At 50.1% G+C, this 12,687-nt stretch carries 11 protein-coding genes; 1 reads left to right on the top strand and 10 read right to left on the bottom strand.

The features are described from left to right. Positions 1–386: 386 nt before the first annotated feature. The 6 genes from NXS99_RS06240 to NXS99_RS06215 form a co-directional block, all read right to left on the bottom strand. Positions 387–1,301 carry a DUF5926 family protein gene (locus NXS99_RS06240; RefSeq protein WP_259287802.1) on the bottom strand — a complete coding sequence of 305 codons (915 nt, stop codon included), beginning with the start codon at positions 1,299–1,301 and terminating at the stop codon, positions 387–389. Between the two features lie 207 nt (positions 1,302–1,508). Next, positions 1,509–2,465, bottom strand: a complete 957-nt coding sequence (locus NXS99_RS06235; protein ID WP_259287801.1) for an L-lactate dehydrogenase — start codon at positions 2,463–2,465, stop codon at positions 1,509–1,511. 221 nt (positions 2,466–2,686) lie between these two features. Beyond that, on the bottom strand, positions 2,687–5,629 hold the full coding sequence (gene topA / locus NXS99_RS06230; protein WP_259287800.1) for a type I DNA topoisomerase: 2,943 nt from the start codon (positions 5,627–5,629) through the stop codon (positions 2,687–2,689). Positions 5,630–6,262: 633 nt separating this feature from the next. Next, entirely contained in the window at positions 6,263–6,466 is a 204-nt protein-coding gene (locus tag NXS99_RS06225; protein WP_259287799.1) for a cold-shock protein, read from the bottom strand. A 632-nt stretch (positions 6,467–7,098) separates the two neighbouring features. Further along, positions 7,099–7,302, bottom strand: a complete 204-nt coding sequence (locus NXS99_RS06220; RefSeq protein ID WP_259287798.1) for a cold-shock protein — start codon at positions 7,300–7,302, stop codon at positions 7,099–7,101. A 545-nt stretch (positions 7,303–7,847) separates the two neighbouring features. Next, entirely contained in the window at positions 7,848–8,051 is a 204-nt protein-coding gene (locus tag NXS99_RS06215; RefSeq protein WP_259287797.1) for a cold-shock protein, read from the bottom strand. 426 nt (positions 8,052–8,477) lie between these two features. Here NXS99_RS06215 and NXS99_RS06210 point away from each other — a divergent pair, with 426 nt between their 5' ends. Beyond that, positions 8,478–10,865 carry a Zn-binding domain-containing protein gene (locus NXS99_RS06210; RefSeq protein ID WP_259287796.1) on the top strand — a complete coding sequence of 796 codons (2,388 nt, stop codon included), beginning with the start codon at positions 8,478–8,480 and terminating at the stop codon, positions 10,863–10,865. A gap of 55 nt (positions 10,866–10,920) precedes the next feature. Here the strand turns inward: NXS99_RS06210 and NXS99_RS06205 are convergent, their stop codons facing one another. The 4 genes from NXS99_RS06205 to NXS99_RS06190 form a co-directional block, all read right to left on the bottom strand. Next, complete coding sequence (locus tag NXS99_RS06205) at positions 10,921–11,235, bottom strand: Rv3654c family TadE-like protein (RefSeq protein ID WP_259287795.1); 315 nt, start codon at positions 11,233–11,235, stop codon at positions 10,921–10,923. Beyond that, the gene (locus tag NXS99_RS06200) at positions 11,232–11,561 is read right to left on the bottom strand and encodes a hypothetical protein (RefSeq protein ID WP_259287794.1); all 330 of its coding nucleotides are present in this window, start codon (positions 11,559–11,561) and stop codon (positions 11,232–11,234) included. The genes NXS99_RS06205 and NXS99_RS06200 overlap by 4 nt, the downstream gene beginning before the upstream one ends. A gap of 14 nt (positions 11,562–11,575) precedes the next feature. Beyond that, positions 11,576–11,749, bottom strand: coding sequence for a DUF4244 domain-containing protein (locus NXS99_RS06195; protein ID WP_259287895.1), 174 nt, complete (start codon positions 11,747–11,749; stop codon positions 11,576–11,578). Positions 11,750–12,105: 356 nt separating this feature from the next. Then, positions 12,106–12,687: a type II secretion system F family protein gene (locus NXS99_RS06190; protein WP_259287793.1), complete on the bottom strand. Its 582-nt coding sequence runs from the start codon at positions 12,685–12,687 to the stop codon at positions 12,106–12,108.

Genomic DNA, 12,687 nt, shown 5'->3' with positions numbered 1-12,687 from the left:
TTTTGCATGATTTTGCAGCAGAAAGCGATTTTCAGGCTTGGAATTTATGCAAAATGGTAGAAATTTTTATGTGTGAGATAGTCTACACGCTGGGTAAATAACATTTTGATAACGAATTGTCCAAAATAGTATGAAATTGGCGAGAATGGCCAGAATTTCTACTCAGCGATAGAAAATCGTGGAAGAAGAAAACTGCGAATACCGGTGCCCAATAACAAACGGTATTCGCAGTCCCAATCCCTATTAAGGAAAGTCAGCGGATACATGCAGGTACCCGCCAACAACACGTGCGCAGAAGTCTCTAGCCGCGAACAAGTGCTATCAGCACAACGCTTGCGGGCACATTCTGCGCACGCTTTTCAGCAGCATCGCTGCCAGACTCTGTCTTAGCGTAAGGTCACCTGACGCGACTTAATGCTTTCCAACTGACGACGCTCATCGGCGGTCAAGGCAGCGTCATTGTCCAGTTCAGCAATAATCTGTGCATCCAATGCCTGCAGATCAGCAGCGTATTCTTGTGCCTGACGACCTCCGAAAAGATCCCACACTGGAACGACAATGCCGTGGGTGCGGAATACACCAGCAAACTTGGTATCCTCACCAAGCTTCAGCTCACCGCGTGCTGCAATACGAGCAAGTGCCTGTAGTACCTTATCTTCGTGTTCTGGACGTACCCAGCGGATATGTGCCTTCTCACCTGGATCAATCCACCATGCGGTACCGGTAATTTCAGCCTCAACGCGCTCGGAAGGCAAGACGGTTTCATTCGCAGCTTCAATTGCACGAGCATATTCTGCACTGAGTTGCGTACCTTCTGGTAGCCACCAGTTGAAGTTATCGAACTCGGTGAATGCCAGCTTGGTGGTGACGTCGAAAAGCTCAGCCAATGCTGGCTCCGTGCCGTCAGCAGCACCGTTTTCCAAGGTCTCACCTGGCTTTGCGCTGAGCAACCATTTGAAGGCAAATGCCAAGTCACGGTTTGGATTGCGCGATGGGAAGCGCTGCTGCAATGCCACGAATGCTTGGCCACCGGCGGATTCTTCGCGGACCAATGCAGCGACGCCACCTGGCAGCACGGTGCACAGGAAAACTTCACCCTCGTAGCCTTTGACCTCAATCTTTGCCAGCGCAGAAGGTACGAATTCCTGCACAGCAATCAAATCAGTTTCGGATGCCAGCTCGCCATATGGTCGTGGGTCGCGCTCAAATGCAGCGCGCTCAGCAGCACGGGCCGCCAATTTTGCTTGACGACGACTCATGCCCTCAGGAAGTTGTTCCTTATTCTTATTCTTTTTAGCCATGCCCTCTAACTTACCCTACAACTGGCAGCTCAGAGAAACATTCTTCGCCCATTGTGGCAGATCGTCATGAATTGAGGTGCAAGCAGAACCGGCTAATGCGCAACACACGCTCTCGGTTGTTTTTTTGAAACTGTGTGCATACGAAAGTACCCACGTTGAAGATTGCTCCAAAGTGGGTACGTGACTGATGCTTAATACTTGAAACGTTTAGCTTTGTGGTGGGAAGAATTCTTCTTGAATGCCACGCAGCACGTTGCAGGAATGGGTGAAGCGTTCCATCTCGTGATCGGAAAGCTCCAGCTCAACAACGCGACGAATACCGCGGCGATGAATAATAGCTGGGGTACCGATGTAGATATTTTCTTGGCCGTACTCGCCATGCAGCAGTGCCGAAACAGGCAATGCGACATCTTGATTGTGCAGGACAGCGCGGGTAATACGTGCTAAGCCCATACCGATGCCATAGGAGGTAGAGCCCTTGGCGTCGATAATCTTATAGGCAGCGTCGCGAGTATTTTCGAAGATTTGCTCAAGTTCTGCGTCCAGACCTGGGGTCTTCTCCAGCTGCTTGCGCATGGATACACCGGCAACCGTTGCAGAGGACAGCACTGGAAGTTCCGTATCGCCGTGTTCACCGATGATATATGCGTGAATCGAGGTTGGGGCAACTTCGTAGCGCTCGCCAAGCATATAGCGGAAACGTGCGGAATCCAGCACGGTGCCGGAACCAATGACGCGGTTCCACTCGAAACCGGAGTACTTCCATACCGCGTAGGTCAAAATATCAACTGGGTTCGAGGCAACCAAGAAAATGCCATCGAAGCCAGCGGCCATCACGTTGTCCACGATGGACTTCATGATCTTCATATTCTTATCGACCAGCTGCAGGCGAGTCTCGCCTGGTTTTTGTGCAGCGCCTGCGCAAATGACCACCATAGCGGCATTTTCGCAATCTGCGTAGGTACCCTTGGTCACCTTGGTACGGGAGGACGCCCACACCACACCGTGGTTGAGGTCCATGACGTTACCTTCAAGCTTCTTTTCATCGATATCAATGATCGCGAGATGATCACAAGTACCTTGGTTCACAAGTGCATATGCATACGCGACTCCGACGTCACCTGCACCAATGAGAACAATTTTGTTTCCGACAATTTCCTTCATGATGAACCTTTGGGTGAAACCTTCCTGTCGCTCACACGTATGTGAACGGCACCAATGTGGCAAATAATACTTGCGAGTGCGCTTGGCGAAAACCATCGCTGTTCACTATTAAGTATGCCCGATGCGCGCGCGAAATGCCCGCTTTTCTGGGATTATGTGGCAAATATCGCATGATTTCCCACACAACCCCACACACTCAAAATCTCTCGTGCCGCCTGTTGCTACTTCCCACGCGTGGCTTTTACTACGCGTTTGGTTGTTGCCGCAGGTCGTTTCGCAGCCTTTTTAGTGGTTTTCTTTGTAGTTTTCTTCGTGGTTTTCTTAGCAGCCGTCGATTCACCACCATCAGCAGCAATCTTGGCACGACGTTCCGATAGCAATTCATTGGCACGCGCATCGGTCAACGTCAACGGATCATCACCACGACGCAGCGACGCATTCGTCTCACCGTCGGTCACATATGGACCAAAGCGACCATCTTTCACCGACATTGGCTTACCCGAAACGTCATTATCACCCAAGACCTTCAACGCTTGAGTGCTGGTTGCACCACGACCGCGACGTTTTGGTTCAGCATAAATGCGGCGCGCTTCATCCAAGGTGATGCTAAAAATCTGTGCTTCGCTCGCCAAGGATCGCGAATCCGTACCCTTCTTCAGATACGGACCATAGCGACCATTTTGGGCTGTGATCATTTCCCCATCGCTGGTATCAATACCAACTTCGCGCGGCAAGGACAATAACTGCAACGCTTCTTCCAACGTCAGCACGGAAGAATCCATAGTGCTAAACAAAGACGCAGTGGCCGGCTTCAGCGTTTCTTCAATAATTTGCTGAATCCGCTTTTCCTTCGCAGCAAGAGCGGTCTTGGTCTCCCAGTTCTTCGGACGTTTACCTTCTGCAGCACGCTGCGCATCTTCTGCTTCACGCTCAGCTGCAACAATTGATTCTGCCTGCTGGGCAGCAATCTCGGTTTCATCCGCACTTAAGATCTCAGTGACATACGGACCAAAACGTCCTTCTTTGACCACAATCACACGATTATTTGCAGGATTATGCCCCAGTTCGCGACCCGACTGTGGAGTTGCAAAAAGTTTTTCTGCAAACTCCAACGTCAATTCATCTGGAGTAGTGGTATCGGCGAGATTGGCTCGCTGATATTCTGGTTCACCATCGCGCATACCAACCTGGCGCTCCAGATATGGACCATAGCGGCCAACGCGCACATAGATTGGCCGACCTTCGGTGTCGTCGAAAAGCGGCAAGGAGTTCACGCTACGTGCATCAATGAGCTCTAAGTTATCGCCGACAAGTGCTTTCAGGCCACCGTGGCGCGCAATTGATTCAGCGGTAGCGTCAGAGGCGTTGGCATCACCAAAGTAGAAGCCTTGCAGCCACACACTGCCGCGCTGACGACCAGCTGCGATTTCATCGAGTTCATCTTCCATCGAAGAGGTGAAATCATAATCGACGAGCGAGCTAAACGACTTCTCCAGCAACCCAACAACCGCGAACGCAACCCAGCTTGGGACCAAAGCGTTGCCGCGAGAATACACATACCCGCGATCTTGAATTGTCTTAATAATAGAAGCGTAGGTAGACGGACGACCAATACCAAGATCTTCCATCTTTTTCACCAACGAAGCTTCTGTATAGCGTGCTGGTGGATGCGTGGCATGGCCATCGGCTTCACAAGCAGTGATATCTAAGGATTCACCCTCATGCAACACCGGTAGGTGACGCTCGGCGTTATCAGCCACCACGCGACCGTCGGCAAGCTTGGAGGATTCGACATAGGCGCGCAAGAAACCCTGGAATGTAATGGTGCGCCCCGTAGCAGAGAACTCAACTGCGCTGCCATCTTGTGCATGACCTGCAATGGTCACCTTCATGGAAGTGCCTTTAGCGTCTGTCATCTGAGATGCCACAGTGCGCTGCCAGATGAGTTCATAGAGGCGGAATTCTTCTGCGTCTAACACCTTCGAGAGCTCACCTGGCGTGGCGAAATGCTCACCAGCTGGGCGAATTGCCTCGTGCGCTTCCTGGGAGTTTTTCACCTTGCGGTCATAGCGACGTGGACTACTTGCAACGTATTCCGGACCGTAGAGCTCCAAGGCCTGCTCGCGTGCGGCAGATAAACCCTGCTCAGAAAGGGTCGTGGAGTCGGTACGCATGTAGGTGATATGACCGTTTTCATACAGGCGCTGCGCAATGCGCATCGTGCGCTCTGAGGTGTAATGCAGTTTACGGCCGGCTTCTTGCTGCAGCGTAGAAGTCATAAATGGCGCATATGGGCGGCGCGTATATGGCTTTTCTTCCACCGAAGCAACCTGCATATCTTGTGCTTCGAGGCCTTCAGCCAAGCGCTTCGCGCGCTGCTCGTCGATGACCACTCCATCGCCGATAAGTTCGCCTTGATCATTAAAATCGCGGCCAGTTGCCACGCGTTTCCCATCGACAGCACTCAAGCGGCCATCAAAGCCGGTTGGCGCATCATCAACGGATGGACGTCCGGTATCGAAAAATGCTTTGAGATCCCAATATTCAGCGGATTTAAACGCCATGCGCTCGCGTTCGCGCTCAACAATGACTCGGGTTGCAACAGATTGCACGCGACCTGCCGAAAGCCGTGGCATCACTTTCTTCCACAACACCGGTGAAACTTCGTAGCCGTAGAGGCGATCGAGAATACGGCGGGTTTCCTGGGCATCAACTAGGTTTTCGTCCAGCTCACGGGTGTTTTCCGCAGCGGCAAGAATAGCAGGCTTGGTAATTTCGTTAAAGACCATGCGACGAACTGGAACTTTCGGTTTCAGCGTCTCGAGCAAATGCCATGCAATCGCCTCACCTTCACGGTCGGGGTCGGTTGCCAGCAGCAGTTCGTCGACAGTTTTCAGCTTGGCTTTGAGATCAGCAACTTTGCGCTTCTTATCGGCGCTGACAACGTACAGCGGGGTAAAGTCATCGTCAACATTGACACCAAGGCGTGCCCACGGCTCTTTCTTGTACTTGGTAGGCACATCAGCTGCACCTTTTGGCAGGTCACGAATATGACCAACCGAGGCTTCGACAATATAGTCGGAACCTAAATAAGGGGCAATCTTTTTTGCCTTCGTCGCTGACTCGACGATGACCAGACGCTTAATACCGCTGGATGCAGCCATAGAACGAAAGAACCTCAATTTCTCACTGTAGGGATACTTCAGGCTGACCTACAACCTCAAGCTACTTTTGCAAACAAGCAATCGTGCGTTGCTGTCACGAAAACAGCGCAGCACCAAAACCCGTGCGACTATCTATCAGCACACCATACAGTACAAGGTACATTCCATGAGCCGGTACACAGTCCGTTCCTTATAATACGGGTCACCTACGCACATTTGTCCAATATTTCGAAAAAATAGCAGGAAAATACTCTTTCCCTTTTATATAAGGAACGTTTTTCTTTCAGATTTTCTTCACTGTTTTCGATTCGACGTGGCTGGTATTGGGCAAGCTGTGGTGTAGGTTTGTGGGTTTGAGTGGTGGGTGCGGCTGCGGAGCGATGCGGGTTGGCGCAGCGGCGTGAGGTGGAGCACAACGCGAGCAGGGCAACGTCGTAAGGCAGTGCGGCACGGCGACTGCGGCAGTTCCGGACGCATGCAACGTCGACAAGCATTAGACAACAGCAACAACGCAGCACAGCGGTACCAACGCACTCCCAGGTACCCCATAGCAAAAACCCAGAGCCATACTCATCATGAGTAAGAACTCTGGGGAAACGCGATGTGAAGAATTCACATCAAGGTTTGCAGGCTTTAGATAACGCGAACGCCAAGTGCCTGTGGACCCTTTGCACCATCGCCAACTTCAAATTCAACGTGCTGGTTCTCTTCGAGGGAACGGAAGCCGGAGCTATCGATCTCAGAATAGTGCACGAAAACGTCGTCAGATCCATCTTCAGAAGAGATGAAGCCGAAGCCCTTTTCAGCGTTGAACCATTTAACAGTGCCTCTAGCCATGTTGCTATTTCCTTAAAACTTAAATCTTGATGCCACGCATTCGCATCAATCACAATCAAAGCTTCACGCTGGTTCACTTTTTAAAGTGCGCTCACAGCGGTGTTGAATGTCAAGATTGACCCGTACACGTAACGTTTACTCAAATGGCCTTGGACTGAAATGCTATACAACTGTCCACTTTTGGCGGCAAGGGAATCAAAATTCTAAAAAACGTTGCCGCTTGAAGAAGGTTTACTACCATGTTGCAAAAAGTCTGCGAGAATATTTCCTCGCTGACGACCTCCTGTAAGTGTGACACACTTCGCCGCAGAAAGATACTCGCAGCTAAAACCACCCCCATATGTCGTGTCTCAGCACAACGCCACCTACCAAACATTGACGTTTCCTTCGCCTGCTTCTCGACGCCGCATCTCCTCCACCGCATGCCAAATCCATATAATGTTTGTCATCCACATCAAGTCGCGTCACAGCGCCCTCATAGAACGCTTGCTTGGAGTTCAACCATGATCTTGCTTCACGACGTCTGCGTTGATGCGTCGCTTTTGCATAGCAAAAACCCAGAGCATGTACTCATCATGAGTAACATCTCTGGGATATTTGATTTGTGACTATGTCACATATAAGCCATGAACTTAGGCAACTTTTACGCCAAGTGCCTGTGGACCCTTTGCGCCTTCGCCAACTTCGTAGTCAACGTACTGGTTCTCTTCGAGGGAACGGTAGCCGGAGCTATCGATCTCGGAATAATGAACGAAAACGTCAGCTGAGCCGTCTTCTGGAGAGATGAAGCCGAAACCTTTTTCAGCGTTGAACCATTTAACAGTGCCTTTAGCCATGTTGTATATCCTTAAAACTTCAAACTTTGTGTCGCATCTTCTCATTCTGAACAATCAGGTGTTTGTCCCTGATTCAGAATGTGTTCATCAACTGTGCCCAATGAGCATGTTCGAGAAACATATATCTTGACCTTTGAAGATCAACAATAAAGATGCCACTTTTATAAATTGGCCTTGGGCAAATAACTCTGCTCAAATTCGACGCTTTGGAAATGAAAGGCTTCTAAAAAAAATAACGTAACCGTTATTAAGAAGGTTTTACTACCGTGTTGCAAAAAATCTCTAAGATAATTCTTAGGCGATGACCTATCAATAACTATATCACACTTTTGACATGGATGTCATATACCACCACGCACAGCGCTGTCACCTAGTACTATTTATATTCACCTGGATGTGCTAGATATTTTTAATACAAAAAACTTTTCAATCAAGGCTTTGGGTAATCAGGATCGTCGCTAAGCAAAAACCCCAGAATCACTGCTTCAAACGAAACAATAATTCTAGGGATTTTTCTGATGCGTACTTACATCGGGGTGAAAACTTTAGAGAGCTTTCACGCCAAGCGCCTGTGGACCCTTGTCGCCTTCACCAATCTCGAATTCAACATACTGGTTGTCTTCGAGGGAACGGAAACCGTTGCCTTGAATTTCAGAGTAGTGAACGAAAACATCAGCAGATCCATCTTCTGGGGAGATGAAGCCGAAGCCTTTTTCAGCGTTGAACCACTTAACAGTGCCCTTAGCCATGGTGATACATCCTTAAAACTTAAATTCTTGCGTTGCATCGCTTCTCATTGAAATATCCGGCTTACACTGGACGATCTCAACGCGCCCGAATCGCCAGCGCATCTTCCGAAAGCAGCCAAAGACCCTAAGCAGTTCTTCATATGATGAAAAAGAACCGAGCAACTTTTACTCAATTGGTCTTGAACTGGGATAAAGCCCCGCTCACTTTCGGCGATTAGGCGATTAATGACTCCCCTAATTCGCGTTGCCGCTGGTCTTAAGGAAGGTTTCACTACCGTGTTGCAAAAAGTCTCTAAGATACATTCTTAAGAGACGACCTACATACCAGTGTCTCATACTTACGCGAAAGACGGTAGTGTCCCTGCTCACCTACCCTACCGATCGCGAGCAATTATATTCACGCTTCAGATAAAGGACGAGCGCCGCATGGATTCAACACAGACTTCTCGCCAGGCATCTGCGACGCCATCACCACAACCTCATGCGATCGACCGCTTTGGCGACGAACTCCTGCAAACCTTAACTGAAGAACTTACCAATTCAACATGCACCCACGTAAGCCACATTCCCCCACGTCAAGCGCAGTATCTTCCATGGCCTACCTGGGTGGAGGCAACCTTACGCGAACGCCTCATCGACCGTGGCATTCAGCAACCCTATAGCCACCAAGTCGCCTTAGCCGAATCAGCCTGGAACCAGCACCATAGCATCATTGCTACCGGCACATCCTCAGGTAAATCTTTAGGCTATCTCCTGCCCATTTTGACCACTCTGAGCAATCAGCCCCGCGCCACAGCGCTCTATCTCACACCCAACAAAGCACTCGGCAATGACCAACTCCTTGCACTCAGCTCGCTTCTCGACGGCTTGGAACAATACGCCACGATTCATCCAGCTCCCTATGATGGCGATACTCCAGTAGAAGCACGCCAAATCATCCGCGAGCAGAGCCGCTTTTTGATGAGCAATCCAGACATGCTACATGCCGGCATTTTGCCGAACCATCAGCGCTGGCAGCGTTTTTTCCGCAACCTGCACTACCTTGTCATCGACGAATGCCATACCTATCGAGGCGTATTCGGTGCACATGTCTCCCTCGTACTGCGTCGCTTTTTGCGCATTGCACGCCATTATGGCGCCAACCCGACTGTTATTTTCGCATCTGCTACCAATACCTACCCAGCACAGCATGCCGAAAACCTCATCGGTGAACCTGTGCAAGCAATTACAGAAGACGGCTCACCCCAAGGACCACGCACTGTCTTACTTTGGGAACCAGGATTTGTCGAAGGTATCACTGGTGAACACGACGCACCAGTACGTCGTGCAAGTACCACCGAAGCCGCCAATGCAATGGCCACCTTAGTCGCAGAAGGTGCGCGTACCTTGAGTTTTGTTACTTCACGGCGTAATGCCGAGCTTGTGGCTCAAAAGTGCAAAGAATTATTGCATAGCCACGGACGAATGGATCTTGGTGCGCGTATTGCCTCCTATCGTGCAGGATATCTTGCTGAAGACCGTCGCCGCTTAGAACGTGGTCTGGATAATGGTGAATTACTTGGCGTTGCCAGTACCAATGCCTTAGAACTGGGCATTGATGTCGGCGGTCTCGATGCTGTCATTTGTGCAGGTTTCCCAGGAACATTGGCAAGTTTTTGGCAACAGGCAGGTCGCGCTGGCAGACGTGGCCAAAGCTCAATCGTGATGTTCATTGCTCGCGATGAACCCCTTGATACCTATCTCGTCCACCACCCAGCAGCATTATTAGAACGACCAGTTGAAAGCATTGTGTTCGACCCTACGAATCCATATATCTTGCGTGGACATCTGCTCTGTGCAGCGTTAGAGCTCCCCCTTCAACTCACCGAAGTTGCAGCACTACGCGCTGAAACACTTGCCAATCGCATGCTTGAACGCGGATTGCTGCGCAAACGTGGTGCATTGTTATACGCAAAACCTACAACCCAAGCAGGCGGAGCACATCAACATGTCAGCTTGCGTGGCAGTGGGCATACCATCAATATTGTGGACGGTAGCGATGGCCGGCTCCTTGGCACTGTTGATTACGCACAAGCGTGTAGCCAATTACATCCCGGCGCGGTCTATCTGCATTTGGGCGAAAGCTATATTGTCGATGAGCTGAACCTCACTGAGCACATTGCCATTGTGCATGCCGAAGCACCTGATTATCTCACCTTTTCACAATCGGTCACTGATATTGCGATTATTGATGAGCCCGATGCCAGTTTGGCCCTTGGTCCTGGTATTTGGGTAAGCAATATTCCAGTTGCCTTAACACAACGAGTGATCGGCTATACCCAAAAAGGCAGTGATGGCACGATCCTTGCCCAGATACCACTGCAGTTACCAGAACAAACCCTTGAGACACGAGCAGTTGCATACACCATTGATCCGCAACTGCTCACAGAAATTGGCATTGTTGATATTCCAGGTGCACTACATGCCGCTGAACATGCCGCTATTGGACTCCTACCATTATTTGCCACTTGTGATCGCTGGGATATTGGCGGAGTTTCGACAGCAGTTCATGCAGACACCTTATTACCAACAGTCTTTGTCTACGATGGCCATCCTGGTGGTGCAGGTTTTGCCGATCGCGGATACCAATTATTTGCACAGTGGATAGAGGCAACGTATCACGCGGTACAGTCATGTGCGTGTGAAAGTGGTTGCCCTTCTTGTGTGCAATCTCCAAAGTGCGGCAATGGCAATAACCCCTTGGATAAACAAGGAGCTATTGCTATCTTGCAGCTCTTATGTTCCAGGCTGCAGCAGGCAGGCGAACTTTACTAGTCCACTTTACGCACGCTCACGCACACTCACTACTCATGCGCAGCACCTATGCTCGTTACAGTGGACCTGCACGAGCGTGTGCTGTTGCACGTCGAAGCTGGACAGTTACCACAACATCTTCATCAACAATTGTGCATTGCACCATTGCTGCTTGATGCAGCTGAATAATTTTTTCTGCCTGGTGGCATGCATCAACGTCTGTGTAGAACGCGTAGGCACCTGCCACTGCTCCGAGATTGGCGGCATTCGTTGCCACATGCACGTCAATGGTATTGCGTAGCATCATTAGCAGCATGCTGCTGATCAAGGCCATCACGAAGATCAGCCCTGCTGCATACACACTGGCTGATCCTTCATCATCGTCAATCATGGCTGTGCTGTACCAGTTTCTGTTTCAAGTGCGAAGGTACTACTTGCGTGAAGTGTGCCAATTGGTGTGCTGACTTGTACTGTTGCTGTAGCAAGTTCGCCATGTTCGCTGATGGTCACTGTGCCAATGTCTGGTTCGTATGACACTCCGATCACATGCGCTCGTGCCGCAGCACCAGCAGCATCGATTGCTGAAAGGTATCGTCCAGCGGTCACAAATCCTGCCAACATAAGACTAAAAACCACGGTAACTGCAGTTAAGCTCAGTGCAGCTTCGACGGTGATCGACCCTTGATCATTCTCCAAAGATCGCAACTGACTGATCATCTTTGAAACATCGATTATTTGCCAGGTCCGCTTTGGAGTGCATTTGTAATTAATGCTTCCAATGCATTTGAAACTGCACCAGACGAAACCACCAGATATAATGCACCGGCAAGTGCTGCAGCCGCCAACGCACCCATGGCATATTCAATGGTGGTCATGCCTGCGTCATCTTCATGAAAACGCTGCATATTTGCAAGACACTGCTGGAAAAATGGGTGGCGCATCTGTGCAGATGTCGGCTCTGGTTCAAGTATTTCAGCGTTCTGTGCTGATTCATCGTGCATCATTCCCGTTGGATCGTCTGTCAATGTATCTCCTTTTGCTTGCGTCATGGCAGCTTCTCGTCCATGAAGCGGACATACATCGGTCGAAGCAGCATCCATGCGTGCAGCGAGCTTCGAGGTGTTGATATGTGCTGGTAGTTGATCAGTTTCTGGAGTACTGAGCTGTGTGGCAGCGGCAAGGGAATCTGGATTGATTGTCAAAGTGGTGGTCATGCTGACTCCTTCATATTTGGTAGTGATGGAAATATAAAAACACTGCATTATGAACCAAAAATTGTCAGTCCCATACTCATCACAACCGGAAGTAATCCTGTCAGGATGAATGCGGGGAGAAAACACAGTGTCAGTGGCAACGTGATAAATACGCCTGCTCGTTCCGCCTGTTCTTGGCCTGTGTGCATAACGGTGCTGCGCAAATTTGTTGCAATTCTGCGACAGCTCGTCGCAAGTGCTGCTCCTGAATGCATCGAATGACGTACAACAATGAGCAGTTCCGCAAGCGTCGGCTCCTCACGCATCGCTTGCCAAGCTCGTTCATCGGCAATACCCATTCGTAGCAGCGCTGCGACTTGTTGCCATGCTGGTATTGCTGCATGCTCTGCGACTGCACTTGCAGCATGTGCTTGGCTTAAACCAGCATCTAAACAAACTGCAAACAGATCAAGATCGGCAGCAGTGTCCAACTGAGTCGTAATCGGCGTGTGTGTGCCAGGACGCAGACGTTGCAGTATCGTAGGCCCGTCACGACTCCGTGGCTGCACCCGTGTATGCAACGGATATGTTGGCAACAATGTTGCAAGCGAAAGCAGGCCAATACCTGTCATTGTTAATATGCCTGTCAT

The sequence above is a fragment of the Corynebacterium sp. HS2168-gen11 genome (assembly GCF_024834075.1).
In the GTDB taxonomy this organism is placed as follows: domain Bacteria; phylum Actinomycetota; class Actinomycetes; order Mycobacteriales; family Mycobacteriaceae; genus Corynebacterium.
This window is presented reverse-complemented; position numbering and strand designations above follow the sequence as displayed.

What these genes read in the sequence shown, in the direction of transcription:
- NXS99_RS06210 (WP_259287796.1), top strand. Translation starts at nt 8,478, where the DNA reads ATGGATTCAACACAGACTTCTCGCCAGGCATCTGCGACGCCATCACCA.
- NXS99_RS06195 (WP_259287895.1), bottom strand. Translation starts at nt 11,749, where the DNA reads ATGCAGCGTTTTCATGAAGATGACGCAGGCATGACCACCATTGAATAT.
- NXS99_RS06200 (WP_259287794.1), bottom strand. Translation starts at nt 11,561, where the DNA reads ATGATCAGTCAGTTGCGATCTTTGGAGAATGATCAAGGGTCGATCACC.
- NXS99_RS06220 (WP_259287798.1), bottom strand. Translation starts at nt 7,302, where the DNA reads ATGGCTAAAGGCACTGTTAAATGGTTCAACGCTGAAAAAGGTTTCGGC.
- NXS99_RS06190 (WP_259287793.1), bottom strand. Translation starts at nt 12,687, where the DNA reads ATGACAGGCATATTAACAATGACAGGTATTGGCCTGCTTTCGCTTGCA.
- topA (WP_259287800.1), bottom strand. Translation starts at nt 5,629, where the DNA reads ATGGCTGCATCCAGCGGTATTAAGCGTCTGGTCATCGTCGAGTCAGCG.
- NXS99_RS06235 (WP_259287801.1), bottom strand. Translation starts at nt 2,465, where the DNA reads ATGAAGGAAATTGTCGGAAACAAAATTGTTCTCATTGGTGCAGGTGAC.
- NXS99_RS06225 (WP_259287799.1), bottom strand. Translation starts at nt 6,466, where the DNA reads ATGGCTAGAGGCACTGTTAAATGGTTCAACGCTGAAAAGGGCTTCGGC.
- NXS99_RS06215 (WP_259287797.1), bottom strand. Translation starts at nt 8,051, where the DNA reads ATGGCTAAGGGCACTGTTAAGTGGTTCAACGCTGAAAAAGGCTTCGGC.
- NXS99_RS06205 (WP_259287795.1), bottom strand. Translation starts at nt 11,235, where the DNA reads ATGATTGACGATGATGAAGGATCAGCCAGTGTGTATGCAGCAGGGCTG.
- NXS99_RS06240 (WP_259287802.1), bottom strand. Translation starts at nt 1,301, where the DNA reads ATGGCTAAAAAGAATAAGAATAAGGAACAACTTCCTGAGGGCATGAGT.